Below are 19,526 nucleotides of genomic sequence, written 5' to 3' on the forward strand. Positions count from 1 at the left end.
ATAACCCCAACGGGATTCAAACCCGTATCAACAGAACCGGAATCTGACATTTTATTCAATTAAACTATGGGGCTAAAATGATTGCAAATATAGGATTTTAAAGAAAAAACGCTTCATTTTAGAAGCGTTTTATTTTCATTAAAATGCCACTTCATCTGGAACAAGCCCAGAAAATCCATTTTCTTTTAATGTCGTTAATTGCTCCATTTCTTCTGAACTTAATTCAATATTAGTGTTTAAATTATTTTCAATATTTATTGGATTCTCCGATTTTGGTAATGGTAAAACCCCTTGTTGAATGGCAAATTGGATACACACTTGACCTACAGAAACTTCATGATTTGCTGCAATCGCTTTTACAGTTTCATCTTGTAAGATACGACCAGAACCAAGTGGAGACCATGCTTGCACTAAGATATTGTTGGCTTTACATAATTCAACCACTTCTGCTTGTGTATATCCTGGGTGGAATTCAATTTGATTGACCGCAGGAATTACCTTCGCCGTTTCTAATAATGCTTCTAAATGTTTTACCATAAAGTTACTTACTCCAATGGCTTTGATTTTTCCTTCCGCTTGTAATTCTTCTAAAGCTTTCCAAGAGGCAGCATTGATATCTTTCCAATTTTCAGGGAATTGTGTTGCATTCGCAGGCCAATGTAAAAGGTATAAATCAACATATTCCAATCCTAATTTTGTGATGGATTCTTCAAATGCTTTTTTTGCATTTTCTTCACCACGCATATCATTCCATAACTTCGTTGTTACAAATAGATCTTCACGTGCCACACCCGAATCTTTAATGGCTTTCCCAACGCTTACTTCATTTCCATAGACAGCTGCTGTATCAATGTGGGTATATCCTTTTTCGATTGCAGTTTTTACTGCATTGTAAGCATTTTCTCCTTCTTCAATTTGCCAAGTCCCAAATCCAATGGCTGGAATTTCCATTCCGTTATTTAGTTTAAAATTTTTCATTTGTTTTATTTTATTGATTAGTCAAAATTAATTCATGTCTCCCAATTATTATCCTCGATAATTGTGAAATTTGCAGGTGAACAAGTAAAATATTGATATTTAATTAATTAAAATATTTAAGTATTCGCAATTCCGCATAAAAATGTATAAATTCGTAGCATGAATTAACGCACGAGCTTATGAGTCATCCAAAATTAAGAGCAGCAAAGGACTGCTTGAATTGTGGTGAAACTGTTCCGGACCGATTTTGTTCGCATTGTGGTCAAGAAAACATCGAAAATAATGCACCTTATCATTATTTGATCCAACATTTTATTGAGGATTTTACCCATTATGACGGTCAGTTTTGGGATACCTTCAAAATATTGATTTGCTCTCCGGGACAGCTCACGAACATTTATTTGAAGGGCCAAAGGATGCGATATGTTTCGCCTGTTAAACTCTATATCTTTATTAGTTTTTTAGCATTTTTTATTCCTCCCCTTGTAGGTTCTTTTGTGCATCATAAGGAATCCATCAGTATCAATTTTTCGGGAACGAATGAGGAGGAGGAGGATTTTGCAACATTTTTGAAAGAGGAATTGTACCAAGTAGATTCTAAAACACGTCATCTGACGTTTAGCGATCGATTGATTTATAAGCCATTGGCTGAAAAATACATCGAAATGCATGATAGAGGCTTTAATAAAGAACAAATCGCAGATCGTATAATCGATTCATTTATTCATAATTTACCGCGCGCTATATTTATTTTTCTTCCTTTATTTGCTTTTATCCTATGGCTATTTCATTCGAAACAGCGATGGTATTATTATGCGCATGGGATATTTACATTGCATTTTTTTTCCATGATTTTATTGGTTAGTATGTTTTCAACCCTCGAGAGTTATTTTAATGATTCCATTATGAAAACTCCTGTAGGAGATGTATGGATGTTTGTCTTTGATATTGTCGATTATATCGCCATCGCTTATATCATTATTTACTTCTGGTTGGCTTTGAAACGTGTTTACCAAGAAAGTTGGTTTATCGTTTTTGCAAAAGGAACATTGATTTTAACCTTATCGACCGTTTGTTTTTTCGCATTATTAATTGCAATGACTGTCTTTTCAATTAAAGTAACGCATTAAAAAATCCGAAAGATTCACTTTCGGATTTACATATTATGCTAAACCAAATTGAGTAAAATGGTGTTTAAAATGTTTGTTATGGAAGATGATCCAATCTTCGTAGCCAATTTCATCTACGACAGGATTCATCACTAATGCGCCCGGATTTTCTTGGAAATAGGTATGGAATTTCTCAATTTCGGAAGCTAATTTTTCGATGGCAGCTTGTATTGAAGGATATCTTAAATCCAATAAACCGTCCATTCCACCTGCTTTAATTCCACGTTCCATCTCAATCGCTGGATTTAGAACGATTTCTTTGTATTTCGGAATCATTTCCTTTGGTGTACGGCATGGAATAATAAATCCGCCGTTCGACATTTTCATTGATACAATTAAATGTTCTACCATGTGTTGAGGGGTCATGATTCCCCATTCTGGTTGTTTGTTTACATCTAATTGCAGTAATTGATTTACAATTTCTTGGGTTTCTTTAATTGAAATACTCATTCTTTTCTTGTTTTTCCAAGCTTCAAGGTAAAAATTATATTGTGCATTATCCAAATATCCGCCTAAAATTCATAACTTATTGTAGTTTAAATTCTGATTATGAGGTTTTTAATTCTTATCCTGTTTTTTACATCTTGTGTTTCTCAACGGCAGAGAAATATGAATGATAATATTCTTTCGCTTCGTAATAGTTATTGTAAAGCCCCATTTCATTACAATTACAGCAAGCAAATACCATCCTTTAATTCAGATTCTATTCTTTATGCTAATCGAAGTTTATCCGAAACATTCTCAGATCAAAGTATTTTAATTCTCAATGCTTTGGAATCATTGGATGACGTTCATCAAATAGAACGTTTAAAACAACAAAAGTCGGTGGAAGCACAATTGAATGTTTTGCAGTTAAAATCGGCCATTCAGAGTAAAATTACCATCGCTCTCACCGAATTGGATGCGGTTGCTGCAGAATTTGATTGTGAAGGGGAGCGTGTAGCCCAGATGGCTTATTATGTGGATAATATCAATAACAATCATAACAATCGTTTGGTGTATTATTCTATTGTAGCTGGAGCATTAACTTCTGTGGCGAGTGCTATTATTGCGGATGATAAAGCAGGAAATATTGTAGATATTGCAGGAGGAGGATTAGGGGCTGTATTGGGATTTGCTACGCTTAATCCAAAAGGGCGTAAGGTGGAGTTTATCCATCAACGGAATATTTTACGCGATATATGGCAAGAAGAATTGCAATCGGAAAATTTTCCTCCTTTTGTTTGGTACATGTACAATGAGCGAAAATTTGCAAACTATACTGAAGGGTTGTCCATTATTGGGAATATAAAAAAACGTTGGTTACAATTTAATTTTGATAATAATATCGCAATGGCCAATTCTTCAGTGAATTTTAATCATGGAGGTTATTATCGTGCAGATGATTTGCATAACCGGATCTTAATGTTGAATCAAATGCAATCGGCGACGCGTACAATCAATCAATTGATCAATTATTTGTTATTGGATTTGAATCGGTTTGTTTATCAAGTGAATTGATTTATTGATTATTTATATTTTTAGTCTATTTTTTAATAATCATTTAATTGAATGTCCAATTTTATTGCTCGTAGTGATGAAAATGATTAAAATTAATTTTCGAATTCATAAAAAATAGAAATATAGATTGTCGATATTCTATTTAAACTGTTCATTCATTAAAATGAAATTAAAAAATACGTTATTTTATCCCGTATGAGAATAAAATTTTAAAAGTTATCATTTCATTTTTGCTAATAAAAATTATTTTTACTGCAGTTTTCATAAATAATTAATGAGCGAATTAGTATTAAATCCATCCTACGAATGTATTATTGATGATTTGTTAAATCAGAAGTATTCCATTTCAGAAAGTTTTTTCTCTACAGAAGAGACGACCGCATTACGCGAATACGCAATACATCAAAATGATCTTCATGATTTTCATCAAGCTGCGATTGGAAATGCGACCAATGAAAAGATTATTCGTTCGATACGGGGGGATAAAATCCGTTGGATTGATGAAGCTCATCCGAATGAAGTAGAAGCTATGTTTTTCGCTAAAGTGAATGATTTTGTCCACTACTTGAACCGTACGTGTTATATGGGGATAGAAGAAAAAGAATTTCATTATGCGATATATCCGGAAGGTACTTTCTACCAACGTCACGTCGATGCTTTTAAAAACGATGATCGTCGTACATTATCGATGGTTTTCTATTTGAATGATGAAGATTGGAAAGATGAATTTGGTGGACAATTGGCGTTATATCTTCCGAAAGAAGATGGAACAGAAGAAACTTTAAATGTTTTACCCGTTGCTGGCCGATTGGCTATTTTTGATAGTAAAACCATTCCACACGAAGTATTACCTGTTAAGCAACCCCGTTACAGCATTACCGGTTGGTTAAAAACACGATCTAAAACAGGATTTTAAATCATAAAAAAAGGATGTTCAATTTGAACATCCTTTTTTGTATTTATGCATTGGGATTAATCTTCTAATTCCACCACCAAATCGTTTTGATCCACTAAGGTTCCAGCGGTTAAAACGATACGTTTTACTTTTGCTGTTTTCGGTGAAGTCACTGTACTTTCCATTTTCATCGCTTCTACGAAGAATAATGGCGCTCCGGCTTCCACTTGATCTCCCGGTTTTACCAGTACTTGAGATAAGCTCCCTTGTAGAGGTGCACCAATTTGAGTAGCAGGATTGGTCACTTTTTCGTGAACAGCTTTTGTTGATTTGACATTTTTATCGTTGATGCGAACAGTACGTTGCCCTCCATTCAATTCAAAAGTTACTGTTCGATTTCCTTCGTCGTCTGCTTTAGAAACATAGATTAATTTCACGTGAATGACTTTCCCTTGACGTAATTTAATTTGAATTTCTTCACCTTTTTTCATCGGATAGAAGAAAGCAGGCGTTGGCAATTGCGAAACGTCACCAAATTCGTTGATGTGATTAAAATATTCGTCGTATACTTTCGGAAACATTTGGTAGGATAAGAAATCCAAGAACGTACTGTTCGGATATTTTTCATAGAATTCAGCAGTTGCTTGTTCTAAATCGACATCTGGTAAAATTTGTGCTTTGGCTTCACCAATTTCCTTCTCATTTTTCAGGACAATGTTTCTTAATTTTTCAGGGAATCCACCGTATGGAACGCCTAAATCCCCTTTAAAGAATCCGATGACTGAAGCAGGGAAGGAATGATTTTTTGTTTCATCTAAAACGTCTTCTGGCGTCAAATCATTGGCGGTCATAAATAACGCCATATCTCCAACCACTTTACTACTTGGCGTAACTTTTACGATGTCACCAAAAAGCGTATTGACATTGGCATAATTCTTCTTAATGGTTGCGATTTTGTCACCTAAACCAACACCTTCGGCTTGTTGTCTAAGGTTAGAATATTGTCCCCCTGGAATTTCATTTTCGTAAACTTCGGCCGTTGCTGATTTTAAATCGGATTCGAACGGATAATACATTTCGCGTACTATTTCCCAATAATTGCTGTGTTCGTTTAAGGCGTCTAAATTCATGGTTGTGTTTTCACGTTCAGCACCTTTTAATAAAGCCACCATCGAATTTAAGTTCGGTTGAGCTGTTGTTCCACTGAATGATGCTAACGAACAATCAATCGAATCGATTCCTGCATCTAAAGCTTTCAAATAGGTTGCGATTTGAGTAGCTGCTGTATCGTGCGTATGCAAAGCAATCGGAACAGCAACAGCTTCTCTTAACGCTGGAATTAAAACTTCAGCAGCCTGAGGTTTTAGTAAACCTGCCATATCCTTAATCGCAAGCATATGAGCACCCGCATCTTCTAAGCGTTTGGCTAAATCGGTATAATAGGTTAAGTTGTATTTGTTATTGTCTTTGCGTAAGACATCCCCTGTGTAACAAAGGGAAGGTTGCGCAATGGCTTGCGTATTTTTAGAAACAAATTCAATCGCAGGCAACATTGATTCTAAATTGTTTAATGAATCGAAAATTCGGAAAATATCGATTCCATTTTCCCACGATTTTTCAATGAATTGTTGCACAATATTTCTTGGATAAGCGGAATATCCAACGGCATTACTTCCTCTGAACAGCATTTGTAATAGCACATTCGGCATGGCTTTTCTCAAGTTTTGTAAACGTTCCCACGGACATTCGTGTAAGAAGCGTAGGGCCACATCAAATGTAGCTCCTCCCCAAACTTCTGCAGAGAATAGTCCAGGATTAGATTGGGCAAAACCACCAGCAGCTGCTAATATATCTTTCGAACGTACACGTGTGGCTACCAAGGATTGATGCGCATCACGATAAGTGGTATCAGTAAAATGAATGTGTTTATCGTGGCGAATTTGTTGCATAAAAGCTTCGCGCCCTAACTCATTCAGTAAATCTTTCGAACCTTTTGGGTAAGGAGCTAATGCATCGAATGGAGGAACAATCGGTTTACGGAAAACTTTCGCATCATCATAGATTTTAACATCTGGATGACGATTGACTTTTATATCCGCTAAATATTTTAAGACTTTTGTCGAACTATCCTTCATCTTTTTGATTTGGAATAATTCGGGATGATCACCAATGAAATTAACAGTACACTTTCCTTTTTTAAAGATGTCGTGTTCTAATACATTTTCTAAGAATAAAATGTTGGTTGAAACCCCACGCACACGGAATTCGGATAACGCACGTAACATTCGTTGAGTTGTTCCAGATAAGGTACGACCACTAGCAGTTACTTTTACAATCATCGAATCGAAGAATGGCGAAATTTTCATCCCTTGGTATGCACTACCTTCATCTAAACGAATTCCAAAACCGGCTGCATTTCTGTAGGCGATTAATGTCCCATAATCCGGTTTAAAATCATGTTCAGGATCTTCTGTTGTGATACGGCATTGGATGGCAAAACCGTTTACTTTGATGTCTTCTTGTGATTGGATATGGATACGAGGATCGTCTAATGTAACCCCTTGCGCAATTAAAATTTGACTGCGTACAATATCAATTCCTGTTACTTCTTCTGTTACTGTATGTTCTACTTGAATACGCGGATTAACCTCAATGAAATAAACGGCATTGTTTTGATCGACTAAGAATTCGACTGTTCCCGCATTGTTATAATTTACCGCTTTCGCAATTTGTAAAGCGTATTGGTGCACTTCATCTTTTGTCTGTTGCGGTAAGTTTGGAGCAGGGGCAATTTCCACTACTTTTTGGAAACGACGTTGCACCGAACAATCCCTTTCGTGAAGGTGAACAATATTACCTGCATTATCAGCTAATAATTGGACTTCGATGTGTTTGGGTTGATCAATAAATTTTTCAATAAAAATAGTCCCATCCCCAAACGCTTTTAAAGCTTCGTTTGATGCTTCTTGGAAAGCACTTTTTACATCTTCTTTCGAGCGTACGACGCGCATTCCACGACCACCACCACCAGCTGCCGCTTTTAAAATGATCGGGAAACCGATAGTTGCAGCAATTTGATCTACTTGATCATAATCTTCCGGTGTTAAAATCGCATCTTCGATCACGGGCACTTGGATGGATTTTGCAATTTTTTTGGCTGCAATTTTATCCCCTAATTGGTCCATCACTTCTGCTTTTGGCCCGACGAAAATGATTCCTTCTTCGTTGCATCGACGTACAAATTGAACATTTTCGCTTAAGAAACCATACCCCGGATGAATGGCGTCTACTTGGTTTTCTTTGGCGACACGAATGATTTCTTCAATGTCTAAGTAGGGTTTTAAAGGTTGATCGTCTGTACCGATTTGGTAAGATTCATCGGCTTTGTAGCGGTGCATTGAAAATCGGTCTTCGAATGTATAGATAGCGACCGTACGAATATGCATTTCAGATGCTGCACGAAGTACACGTATAGCAATTTCTCCCCTGTTCGCGACCATCAATTTTTTGATGCTACGCCCAGCGTCATTTAATAGATTTTGAGACATTTAGTTTTTTTGTTTTTGTTTGTGGTTTAAAAATAACGTATTCATCACACTATTGCAATAGGTGAAAACACTTTCTTTAATAAATAATAAACTTTAATAATTATTAAATTAAGACATTGATTAAACCCAACAAAATCAATACAATAAATCGATAGGTGAGCACCGTTCTTACAGTTTAAATTTTAGGGAATGTTCTATTTAATGTAATTTGTACCTATACCATCGGATTAAAATTATTCTTGAGAGAGAATGTGGAGGCGATGATTTTGTCCCCATTGCACTAATACATCAATAATTTCTTTGGTGGATTTACCATAATCTGTAATCGAATAGGCGACGGTAATCGGTTTCGTCTTTTGTTCTTCTCTTTTAATCAATTGATGAAATTCTAAATCTTTCAACTCTTTGGATAGCACTTTAGCGGATATCCCTTCGATATCTCGTTCAATTTTATTAAAGGTATTGGTAATATCTTCTCGAAGCATCAAATAATGTAAGATGAGTAATTTCCATTTTCCTCCTAAAATATCTAAAGTATCGGTCATTGCCAATAAATTTCCTGTACAAGGAGCAGGGTCTGAGATAGGTTTTTTAATCATTATGGTTACGTTTTGGTTAGTAGTTACCCTAAGGTAACACATAGGAAAGATTGCAATTATTACACCTAATTTTGAGAGACTAAATTACAAATGATGAAGAAAACAGTTTTAATTACCGGTGCCCATAGTTTTATTGCACAACATATTATTCCATTATTGGAACCTCATTATACTCTTAAATTATTAACCTGAACTCCTGAGGCGGAAAATGAATTTTATTGGGATGTTTCTACAAAGCAAATGGATGAAAGCGCATTGGATGATGTGGATTATATTGTGCATTTGGCGGGTTCTAAATTAAATGATGGAACCCCTCTAACGGAAGAACGTAAACAATTGGTGTATGAAAGTCGAATTGGTGCTGCGAATTTTATTCGTAAAAAACTTCTGGACCGTCAGCAAACGATCACCAGTTTTATTTCGGCTTCTGCTATTGGTTATTATGGCTTTCAAGACCAGACGTTAGATATTGATGAAAGTGGGAAACGAGGAATAGGCTTTGCGGCAGATTTGTCTGCCGATTGGGAGATAGCAGCGGATCAATTTAAAAAGGATCATGTAGCCGAATATGTTGCTAAAATTCGAGTATCCTTGGTTTTAGGAAAAGAAGGTGGAATTTTCCCGGTGTATCAAACGATTGTCGAACATAATCCTACGCTTGTTACTCTATCGAATCAAGCTTCGGTTCCGTGGAATCATGTGGAAGATATGGCTAGAATCTTTGCATTTGCAGTAACACATCATTTGGATGGTGTATATAATTCTGTGGCGCCACACCCTGCTTCACAACAAGATATTTATAAAGCGATATCGAACGAATTGAATTTAAATCCTTATCAATCATTGAGCCATTTGAAGGCCAACATTTGGTTGCGAAAAAAATACAAGAAGCAGGTTTTCAATTCAAATTTCCAACCATTGAACGTGCGGTGAAAGATATACTCTCATCATCGTTGGGTAACCTTTAAGTTAGTGGTTACCAAAAAGTAAGAGGGTTGGTTGTCAGGATATCCCCTCATAACTTTGTAGAACAAATTAAAATCATAAACAAATGAAAACAAGACATATCGAAAAAATATTGCATCCCGGAACATTTAATTGGGTAGGAGATGCGTTTTATACGACTTCCTTTATTGGTGGACAAATATCCCGAAGACGAATGGATCCATTTTTTGCGTTAGGTTATAATGCCGACATCGAATTTGAAGCCGAAGAAATTCCAAGAGGAGTGGGGGCTCATCCGCACAAAGGCTTTGAAACGGTTACATTGGCTTATAAAGGTAAAATTGCACACAAGGATAGTCGTGGCAATCACGGCGTCATTGGAGAAGGCGATGTGCAATGGATGACGGCTGGTGCTGGAATTTTACACCAAGAATACCACGAAGAAGAATGGTCGAAAAAAGGTGGTTTATTTCAGATGGTTCAGATTTGGATGAATTTGCCTGCTAAGGATCGTGAAACGACACCCCATTACCAAGATTTGTTGTTTGATCAAATGACAAAAGTGATGTTGGATGATGAGGTCAGCTCTATCCATGTGATTGCAGGCGAATATAAAGGGCATCAAGGTAAAGCAACAACTTATTCACCCATCCATATGTACAATGCTTATTTACAAAATGGAGTAAACGCAAATTTCGAATTTCCAAATCATTACAATACAGCGATTCTAATTATTGAAGGAAGTGTCAAAGTGAATGGAGAAGAAGTCTTAGAAAAAGACTCATTTGCCCTGTTCGAAAACGATAAAGGAGATACATTTAATTTAGAAGCTATGAGTGAAGATACGATCGTTTTGGTTTTAAGTGGAGAACCTATAAATGAATCGATAGCCCATTATGGACCATTTGTGATGAATACCCAAGAACAATTGGTGAAAGCTTTTGAAGAATTTAAAGCTGGGAAATTTGGAACTTTATAATTCATCAATTAACCATTTTATTCAACAGTGCAATTTTGCACTGTTTTTTATTTCCACTACTTTTAGCTTAAAATTGATTAAAGATGAACTGTTCCATTCGAAAGGCGACTTTAGCCGATTGTGATGCTATTTGGAATTTGCTTCAACAAGGTATAGAGAAGCGCAAGATAGAGGGGAGTAACCAATGGCAAGATGGTTATCCGAACCGAAATGTGGTTTTAAATGATATCACCCACCACTATGGTTTAGTGGTTGAAAATGAGAATCAGGAAATGGTAGGTTATCTGGCGATGATTGCGGATGTTGAACCTGCATATGAAGAAATCGAAGGAAAATGGATGTCTCCTGCAGGAGAAAATTATGTGGTTTTTCATCGCTTGATTGTAAATTTAAAGCATCCGATCAAAGGATTAGCGACTTGGATTTTAAAAGAAGTAGAACAATTGGTATTAGATCAGGGGATTCGTTCTATTAAAGTTGATACTAATTTTGATAATGTAGGGATGTTACGTGTCTTTGAAAAATTAGGTTATCAATATTGTGGTAAAGTTTACTTTAGAGGAAGTGAACGCTTGGCTTTCGAGAAATTATTACATTCAGTTTAATAAGTATTTACTGGACGCGAATAGGAATCGAAAAAATATCCGTAATGACTTTTCCATCAGAAAAGGGCATTTCAAATCCCATAATCATTCCAATGGTTTTAGCGATATCTTTTTGCTCGTAATTACTTGAATGAATGGTTGTATTTTTTTTAAAATCAGGACCTAAAGCAAGAAATTCGATGCTTTCGCATCCTCCACATTGATCTCCATGATTTTGGAAGCCTCCATGGTTATCATCGTGTCTTCCATGATCATTAGTTACGATTAGTGCAGTTTTATTTTTATAATCATTAGAAGATTGTATAAAATCCCATATTTCTTTAATTTGAGCATCGGTACTTTTAATCGCAGAGATATATCCATTCCAATCATTATTATGACCAGCAGCATCAACCTCTTTAAGATTCACCATAATTAATTTGGGGTGGTGGGTAGTCAGAATATTTTTAAAACTTTCTACAGTTTGTGTATCTGTTCTATCGGTTGTACCTGTATTGGGATCTCCACAATCTGTGGATGGAATAAATTGATCTCTCCAAATTGGATTAATACAATTTGCGATTGTTTTTAATTTAACTTTAGAAGTGATGATCCAAGCTTTTTCTTTCGCTTGATTAGATTGTTTTAACCATAATTGAAGCATAGATGGATTAATTGGTATTTCTGAACCATCATTTCTTAAATTCTCATACGTTCCATTCAAAATACTACTATGCCCCGACATCGTTAAAGTTGTCCCTCGATTTTTAAAATTATCTATTATAACTCCTTCTTTTTTTTAATCCATTCGATAGGGAAGGTAAATTTGATATGGTTCAAACCAAGTTTCAGACATTCGTGCTCCATCAATAACAAGTATAATTACATTTTCAGTTTGAAAATCATTGTAGATGATTTCTTCTTTAAAATCATCATTTGTTGAACATGAATATAAAATGAGAATTGAGAATAGGAAGTGATGATATTTTATTAGAGACTTAAAAGATTGATTTTGAGTGAAATCAATTTTTATTCCAATTTTTATTTTGATTTTGAATGAATGATTTAAAATTGATTGAATATTCTAAGATGATATAATTAGATTTTATCCTTTTAGAAAGAATCAAAAAAGGAACTGATTTCTGCACGGTTTTGTATTTATAGGTTGGGGTAGCTCTATTAATACTACTTAGGTATTGTTTTTTAAACCGAATGGAAGTGTACTATTTAAACTTATAATTCTCAATCCTTACATTTACAATGATATATAGATCTTTAAACACTAATTTCGGTGAGAGGTCATTTTAATGATGATGAATTGAAGTAAGTATTAATCCATAAAAAAGCGTTGAAGAATAAATTTTAAGGCTTTTAGCGGAGAGTGAGGGATTCGAACCTCATCTCGTGTTCCTCTATTTTAGTAGCTTCCCGAAGGGTGAGCAAAAATAAGTCGTCATTTAGTCGCTAAACAAGTAATGTCTTGTTTTGAACTTCTTTATTCTTATACAAAGATAAAAATTCTAATGTTTTTATGGTGATTTACTTAGCCAAAATTTGGTAATGTATCGTTAAAAATTATGAGGCAGAGTATCCCTTCTTCTTTTGGGCATTATTTATAAAATAACAAAAGGCAAATGTTTGTTTGCCTTTTATTTTATTGTGGATTATACGTTGTATGAAAACAACACTACTGAAAATTACATCATCTTATTTTAGATACGATTTGCTCTTCAAAAACCTTTATTATTGCTTTGTTTTTATCTTCTGATAAATCTTTGTTTACTATTTGCCAATTACCTAAACCCAATCCATTTCTTACACCAATTAAAGCTAATATGGTAGAATTAGAAGAGTCATTAGATCTTGTATAAAAATGAAGTATTTGATCTTTTTCTCTTAAATAAATGTAAAATTCATACCAATGAGATTTTCTTTTATCAACTAAAATTATATCTTCTCCAGACCATTGAAATTTAGGAACAATTAATTTGTTATTTAATTTTATGCTCTCAATTTGTTCAATAACATTAATTTCTTTATTATTGATTGTATATTTTTCCGCATATGAATAAGAACCCGCACCAAAGATTTTATTAAGATCTTTACAGGATAAAATAGTTAAAAAAAACATTAATAATATTAAGCTAATTTTTTTCATAATTTTATTTACTTGGTTTATTTGACACGCCTACATTAGATTCTTTATAATCCTTAAGTATGTCTCCTATAGGGTTATCGCTATAAGAAAATTTGAATATAGTTTTAGGTATTGCGGCAACACCTAAACCGATACCTAATAGAGATGAAGTAAGTCTATCATTAGGACTTGCTCCATTGAAAGGATTAATTGCTATTTTTAATTCTTCTGAAACAAATTTCCAATCAGCACCTATAGCTCTTGTGTTTAAAAATAAACCTGAAGCGCCTTCAATATTTAAATTTGCGTATCTTCTATCGTGTCCTATTGCAGGATACTCACTAAGAAATTTAGGAATATATTCAAAACTATCAGAACCTCCATATGTCTTAGGATTATTAGCTCCTGCATAAGATAAACCAAATAAATTTCTACCAATTGTTGAAGGATCTAGATGATCTTCATACGGACGATTATCTTTTTCTCCAACTACTTCAGCGGGAGTTTGATAAATCTCCATCGTAGTATCATATATTTTTGAAGGGTCACCTCCTTCTTTTACATAAGAGTTCTGAACTCCGCTTTCAGCACCCCATTTTACATATGTTCCTGTATTATCTGTAAATTTTTCTCCATTAAAATCTTTTGGCGGTTCCGCCTCCATCCCATCAGGATCTATAAAGAAGATAGGATTATTAAAAGCGTAGTTGTAAGGAGAATGACGTTTCATCTTTTCTGCTAGTGGATCTACATTCATCCAACGACCAATAGCAGGGTCATAGTTTCGTGCGCCATAGTCGTAAAGGTTTAAGTTTAATTCCTCTTGCAGTTCTTTGCCGTTGTATTTGTACTTATAGTTTGGATTAGCTGTATTAACAATACTTTGGTTGTTGTGCTTTAATCCAAAAGGGTAATAACTGTTTTCATCTACAATTTTACGGTTTCCATCTTCGCCTTTTGTATAACTTACGCGTACATTTCCTAAATGATCGGTATAATTGTAGACATATTCAAAAATACCTTCATTTACATTTACATAGCCTTCAGCTGTTGGGAAGAATTGTAAAGATAAATTATTACCTCTTCCAGCTGATTGTTTGTATTGGAACCCATTATCGTAAAAAGTATTTTCTGAATAAGGAATTAATAAATTTTCATTTACAAATTTTGAAACCTTAACACCAGAAGCATCATATAAGTATTGAATTTTACTTAATTCACCATTATTATTAAAAAGAACTTCTATTGGTAAATTTAAGTGATTATATGCAATATTCGTAATGTTTTTATTTAAATCCTTTTTTAGATTTCCATTTAAATCATATTCGTAATCTGCACCTGTTGTATTTTTATCGTTAAAACCTTCTTCATTTCCAGTAAGATCATTCACACTTTTAAGTTGATTAGAATTAGGTTTATATTGATATTCTAATTGATCTATACTTTGAATTCCATTTAACGATAAAGCATAATTTTGAGTATTACGTGATAATCCTAAAATATTTCCATTAAAATCATACCCATAAATACGTTCATCATAGTGATTCGTAGAAAAATTACTATTTGATACTCCATTAGATTTACCTAATAGTAAACGATTTAAACCATCGTAATGATAAGCATATGATTTCGTAGCACCATTGTTTATTTTCCATAATGTTTCTCCGATATTCCCATTGTAAGGATTATCACCTCTTTCAGAATCATGATATTTAATCTTAAAACTGAATAATCTATCCGAAGTATTTTCAATAGAATTTATATCCGTTAACCAACCACGAATGTTAAATTTGTAATCTACTTGTTCTAAGGGTGAGTTTAAACTTGAGTTTCCAATTTTTTTACGAACCAATTGTTTAATCTCATTGTATTCATTTCTTACAATATATTCTTCTGGACCATCATTAATTTGATGCGTTTGGTATTGTATGCTTTCATCTGGATTATACTTGAATCTTTCTTTAACAATAATAGGTTCTGTATCTAAACTTAACTGATGAGTGGTTGTAGTCGATACTACTTTTCCTCTAAAAGATTCGTATTCGGTTTTTATTACTGTTTTTCCTTCGTAATGATGGTTTAATTGATAAGCAATAACAGGACGTAAATATTGATTTTCATAGAAAGTGAAATTCTTGTTCCAAGTATTAGTTCCAAGTATATTAGAAAATGTTGCAACTGAAATACCTTTTAATTCTTGATCAATTTCATTAACCAAATTTTGCTCGTTTAAATCCGAAGGTTTTAATTCAAGAAATTCATAATTATCGTAGTAATTTACAGTATGAACAATTAAACTACTTTTAGGAAATTCGTTAGTGGTATAATAAATTCGTAATCCATTATTTGTAAAACCTGTAGAAGATTTTACTTCATTATTAGGGGTTGTTTTATTTTTTAGAGCTGCTTCCATCGCTTTGCGATCAGCTGTATTTTTAAAATACCCTGTATAAAGTATACGACCAAATTTATCATATTTGGTAAATGTCCAACCTTTATTAAGTGTAGTATTTTCTGAAGTCGTATTTACACTACCATTTCTCATATTGATATCTTGGTATAATACTAAACGATCTTCTTTATCATAAACCATAAATTCACGGCCTTTACCAGGAAGTTGTTTTTCGACTAAACGATTCTTTTCATCGTATTGGTATTGATATCCTAATTCAGGTAAATGATTGATATAATTTGAAAGACTAACTCCCGCACTTTTCACTAATTGTGGAGGTAAAACATAGGTTAAATTGCCATAAATATCATATACATAATAAGTATCGTGATCACCTTTTGAATTCTTAGGAAAATCAGCTTTACTTTTAATATTTATACGTTTCAGAATTATTTTTCCTTCCTTGTCTTTAAACTCTTGAATGGGAATAAAATGATCTATACTTATGATGATAATGCACGTGTTACAACTATTCGTGGTCCAAAAGAAGTTGGAAGTAATAAAAATACAATAGAGTTTTCTTATTATCCATTTAATTTAGGAGAGCATAAAAGACCTTTTGCAATTACTAAACATTTGGATGAGGCTAATGGTGAAAATCGTATAGAAACCATAACTATAGTAGATGGTTTAGCACGACCAATTCAAGTTAAGAAAGATATTTTTTACAATGGACAGCAAGAAATGATGTCTGTTTCGGGTAAAGTTGTATACGATAAATACGGACGTAGTATCCAGCAATTTCATCCTTTTGTTGAAGAAAAAGACTCTATTGTCAATGTAGCTGTTAATCCATTGGTTACTGCCTATTCATCGCGTGTGATATATGATGAATTAGACCGTCCAATACGTAGTATAGATGCTGATGGAAACGAAAGTACTACTGCATATACATTAGCGAACGATGGATTTAATCAACGTCAAATGGAAACATTGTTTACCATTGCACAAACATCATCGATTAATTTAATTAATGCGAGTTATACCGACATTAATGGTAGAACAACGTCTACAAAACAAATTACGAACGGAACACCAATTTGGACTAAGTATCGATACGATGCAATTGGACAAGTTACACAGGTGATTGATGCAGGAAATAATATTACGTATAGTTATTATGACCAATTAGGACGTCGTACAAAAATGACCCATCCTGATGCAGGGACAAATGAATATTGGTACGATGAGGTTGGGAATTTAGTAAAAATGCTGACGCCTAATATTAATAATCGAACAGATCTACCAGCTGAGCATCGTTTTATCAAATACGATTATGATACAGCCAATCGAAATGTATCGATAACTTATCCACCTGTAGTGGCTAATAACACATTGGTTGATAACCTAAACAATGTCAGCTTTAAATATGGAGCAGCGAATTCTCTAGCAGCGAATTCTAAGGGTAAATTAATTTACCAGCAAGACGGGACAGGTACTCAGAAATTTGAGTATGGTAATATGGGCGAATTGGTAAAACATACACGCCAAATTGTTGCTCCAAATTTACCTTTACGACAATTTGTACAACAGTATTCTTACGATAGTTGGAATCGTTTACAAACGATGACTTATCCTGATGGCGAAGTGGTAAAATATTTCTACGATTTAGGTGGGAATTTAACACGAATGGAAGGTGTTAATTTAAACAACCAACCGTATAATTACATCCAATCGATTCAATATGATGAATACGAACAACGAACACAAGTAGTTCATGGTAATGGTACAGTGAATAATTATACCTACTCTCCTAGTTTACGTCGTTTAAGTGCAATGAATGCTAAACAAGGCAATGGCGAAGCAATGTTTGATAATACCTATACTTTTGATAAAGTAGGAAATATTACACAAATTGCGAATTCAGCAACTCATTTAACGAATGGCTTAGGAGGAACATTTAATTTTAATTATCAATACGATGATCTAAATCGATTAAGTCAATCAACAGGTGAATGGAGTGGTAAACCAGTTTCTAGGCTTGAAACTCCTAATGCAGCAGATTTTTCTCTTGAAATGACATATAATCATTTACATAATATCGTTAGAAAAAAACAAAATCATTACGATCGTTATATTCAACAAGAAAATAACAGTTATGAAAATCAATATGTTTATCAATCTGCAAATTCACATCGCTTAAAATCAATTGAAAATAATGGGGTTATAACAGACGAATTTAAATACGATGCCAATGGGAATATCACATTGCATACTACACCAGAAGGAAAATGGAATTACTTTTGGGATGAAGCCAATCGTTTACGATCTTCTGTACGAGATGGTGAAATGTTGTACCATAATATTTTTGATGCAAGTGGTGAGCGTGTGTTAAAAGCTGAAAGTCGTTTCCAAATGTTATACGAAAATGGAACACCAACAGATGGAGGCGTTTCATTGGAAAGCTATACAACGTATCCTAGTGCATTTTTAACAATAGGAGCCAATAGTATTTACAGTAAGCACTACTATGCAGGAACGCAACGTGTAATGAGTCGTATCGAAGGTTCTGCCAATATTTATAATCATTTCCAATTAGTGGATGATGATATTTCAATATCTCTATTGCAAGAAAAGCAAATAAATGATGTAATAGAAGTTGCATCTGCAATGGAAATGGGGAATGTAGATATTGTAGAACGTGCAGTTCCAACTAATCCTGGAGAGTTACTTATCCCATCATTTTATTTTTACCATCCGGATCATTTAGGCACATCGAGTTATATTACCGACTATAATGGTAATGCTTACCAATTTTTCTTAAATTTACCATTCGGTGAAACAATGGCCGAACAAAAACGAAGCGGTTCTTTTGACAACGTGTATAAGTTTAACGGAAAAGAATTAGATGCAGAAACTGGTCTATACTATTATGGTGCTCGTTTCTATGATCCTAGGGTTTCGGTATGGTTGAGTGTTGACCCCTTAGTGGAGAAAACGAGAGATCCGTATGGATATGTTTACAACAACCCAATTTGTTACACTGACCCGACGGGAATGGCTCCTGAAGGAGATATTTATTCAAAGTCTGGTAAATATTTGGGTTGGGATCGTAAAAACGATCAGAAGGTCTATGTAATAGATGATAATAAATATCGAACAGATTCAAAAGGAGTAAATCATTTTGCAAAAAAAGATTTGAGAGAATTAAAAGGTATCACAAGTGAAGTGTTTTTAGGATTTGCCTCCGCAATACATAGAGAATCTAAAGGGGATAGGATAGAATCATTAGCAATAGGTAATGTTACAATGAATTACTTAGGTAATGGAGGATCTAGAGAGTTAAAAACTCTTGAAGATGTCGTTATGTATGATAACAGTTTTGCTCAAGGAGCTACCCAAAAAGATTTTTCTAATTTTTTAAAATTAAGTTTTAGTGATAGAAATTCAAAGTATGCGATAGAATCGGCAATTAATGCGATTGGGTACTCTCAAGGAATGATTGGTTTTCAAGATTATAGTAACGGAGCTAATGCATGGGACGGAACAGATTTAATTTTTTCGACTTGGTCAAATTCTCATAGAAATTATACTTGGAGTACTTCTTCTCTAGATTTATTGACTAAATTTAAAAATGATAATGGTGGAGCTGTAGATGTTTCGAAGTTTAAGTATAGTTCTACTAATTATGATATCTCAGCAACAAAAATTATAGGAGGTACTTTATATGAAAATATAAAAGGAGGTAGAGGAGAGAGAATACAAAATAAAACAAGGTTTAATTATAGAACTAAATAAAT

General features: G+C 34.0%; 14 protein-coding genes and 1 tRNA gene. 7 read left to right on the top strand and 8 right to left on the bottom strand.

Going from position 1 to position 19,526, the window contains the following annotated elements; genetic code table 11:
• Nucleotide 1 precedes the first annotated feature (1 nt).
• Both AC1QSP_RS00750 and AC1QSP_RS00755 read right to left on the bottom strand, forming a co-directional pair.
• Nucleotides 2-74: transfer RNA gene (locus tag AC1QSP_RS00750), tRNA-Arg, on the bottom strand.
• Nucleotides 75-138: 64 nt separating this feature from the next.
• On the bottom strand, nt 139-978 hold the full coding sequence (locus tag AC1QSP_RS00755) for an aldo/keto reductase (RefSeq protein ID WP_484079339.1): 840 nt from the start codon (nt 976-978) through the stop codon (nt 139-141).
• Between the two features lie 179 nt (nt 979-1,157).
• On the opposite strand from AC1QSP_RS00755, the gene AC1QSP_RS00760 reads away from it, so the two are divergent.
• The gene (locus AC1QSP_RS00760; protein WP_484079340.1) at nt 1,158-2,108 is read left to right on the top strand and encodes a DUF3667 domain-containing protein; all 951 of its coding nucleotides are present in this window, start codon (nt 1,158-1,160) and stop codon (nt 2,106-2,108) included.
• Between the two features lie 33 nt (nt 2,109-2,141).
• Here AC1QSP_RS00760 and AC1QSP_RS00765 read toward each other — a convergent pair whose 3' ends face one another.
• Nucleotides 2,142-2,597: a DUF1569 domain-containing protein gene (locus AC1QSP_RS00765; protein WP_484079341.1), complete on the bottom strand. Its 456-nt coding sequence runs from the start codon at nt 2,595-2,597 to the stop codon at nt 2,142-2,144.
• A gap of 159 nt (nt 2,598-2,756) precedes the next feature.
• On the opposite strand from AC1QSP_RS00765, the gene AC1QSP_RS00770 reads away from it, so the two are divergent.
• The gene (locus tag AC1QSP_RS00770; RefSeq protein ID WP_484079342.1) at nt 2,757-3,647 is read left to right on the top strand and encodes a hypothetical protein; all 891 of its coding nucleotides are present in this window, start codon (nt 2,757-2,759) and stop codon (nt 3,645-3,647) included.
• 274 nt (nt 3,648-3,921) lie between these two features.
• Nucleotides 3,922-4,563: a 2OG-Fe(II) oxygenase gene (locus AC1QSP_RS00775; protein WP_484079343.1), complete on the top strand. Its 642-nt coding sequence runs from the start codon at nt 3,922-3,924 to the stop codon at nt 4,561-4,563.
• A gap of 56 nt (nt 4,564-4,619) precedes the next feature.
• Here the strand turns inward: AC1QSP_RS00775 and AC1QSP_RS00780 are convergent, their stop codons facing one another.
• Together AC1QSP_RS00780 and AC1QSP_RS00785 are read right to left on the bottom strand one after the other, a co-directional pair.
• Nucleotides 4,620-8,090 carry a pyruvate carboxylase gene (locus AC1QSP_RS00780; protein WP_484079344.1) on the bottom strand — a complete coding sequence of 1,157 codons (3,471 nt, stop codon included), beginning with the start codon at nt 8,088-8,090 and terminating at the stop codon, nt 4,620-4,622.
• 233 nt (nt 8,091-8,323) lie between these two features.
• On the bottom strand, nt 8,324-8,689 hold the full coding sequence (locus tag AC1QSP_RS00785; RefSeq protein ID WP_484079345.1) for a winged helix-turn-helix transcriptional regulator: 366 nt from the start codon (nt 8,687-8,689) through the stop codon (nt 8,324-8,326).
• Nucleotides 8,690-9,555: 866 nt separating this feature from the next.
• Here AC1QSP_RS00785 and AC1QSP_RS00790 point away from each other — a divergent pair.
• From AC1QSP_RS00790 to AC1QSP_RS00800, 3 genes are all read left to right on the top strand, one after another.
• Nucleotides 9,556-9,657: a DUF1731 domain-containing protein gene (locus AC1QSP_RS00790; protein ID WP_484079346.1), complete on the top strand. Its 102-nt coding sequence runs from the start codon at nt 9,556-9,558 to the stop codon at nt 9,655-9,657.
• Between the two features lie 83 nt (nt 9,658-9,740).
• Nucleotides 9,741-10,613: a pirin family protein gene (locus AC1QSP_RS00795; RefSeq protein ID WP_484079347.1), complete on the top strand. Its 873-nt coding sequence runs from the start codon at nt 9,741-9,743 to the stop codon at nt 10,611-10,613.
• 83 nt (nt 10,614-10,696) lie between these two features.
• The gene (locus AC1QSP_RS00800) at nt 10,697-11,218 is read left to right on the top strand and encodes an N-acetyltransferase family protein (protein WP_484079348.1); all 522 of its coding nucleotides are present in this window, start codon (nt 10,697-10,699) and stop codon (nt 11,216-11,218) included.
• A 7-nt stretch (nt 11,219-11,225) separates the two neighbouring features.
• Here the strand turns inward: AC1QSP_RS00800 and AC1QSP_RS00805 are convergent, their stop codons facing one another.
• The 3 genes from AC1QSP_RS00805 to AC1QSP_RS00815 all read right to left on the bottom strand — a co-directional run bounded on the left by AC1QSP_RS00805 (nt 11,226) and on the right by AC1QSP_RS00815 (nt 16,053).
• The gene (locus AC1QSP_RS00805; protein WP_484079349.1) at nt 11,226-11,942 is read right to left on the bottom strand and encodes an alkaline phosphatase family protein; all 717 of its coding nucleotides are present in this window, start codon (nt 11,940-11,942) and stop codon (nt 11,226-11,228) included.
• A gap of 957 nt (nt 11,943-12,899) precedes the next feature.
• Nucleotides 12,900-13,355: a hypothetical protein gene (locus tag AC1QSP_RS00810; RefSeq protein WP_484079350.1), complete on the bottom strand. Its 456-nt coding sequence runs from the start codon at nt 13,353-13,355 to the stop codon at nt 12,900-12,902.
• A 4-nt stretch (nt 13,356-13,359) separates the two neighbouring features.
• Entirely contained in the window at nt 13,360-16,053 is a 2,694-nt protein-coding gene (locus AC1QSP_RS00815; protein WP_484079351.1) for an RHS repeat domain-containing protein, read from the bottom strand.
• Between the two features lie 165 nt (nt 16,054-16,218).
• Between AC1QSP_RS00815 and AC1QSP_RS00820 the strand changes: the two genes are divergently transcribed.
• On the top strand, nt 16,219-19,524 hold the full coding sequence (locus tag AC1QSP_RS00820; RefSeq protein WP_484079352.1) for an RHS repeat domain-containing protein: 3,306 nt from the start codon (nt 16,219-16,221) through the stop codon (nt 19,522-19,524).
• Nucleotides 19,525-19,526: the final 2 nt, after the last annotated feature.

The organism is Faecalibacter sp., from assembly GCF_057177045.1.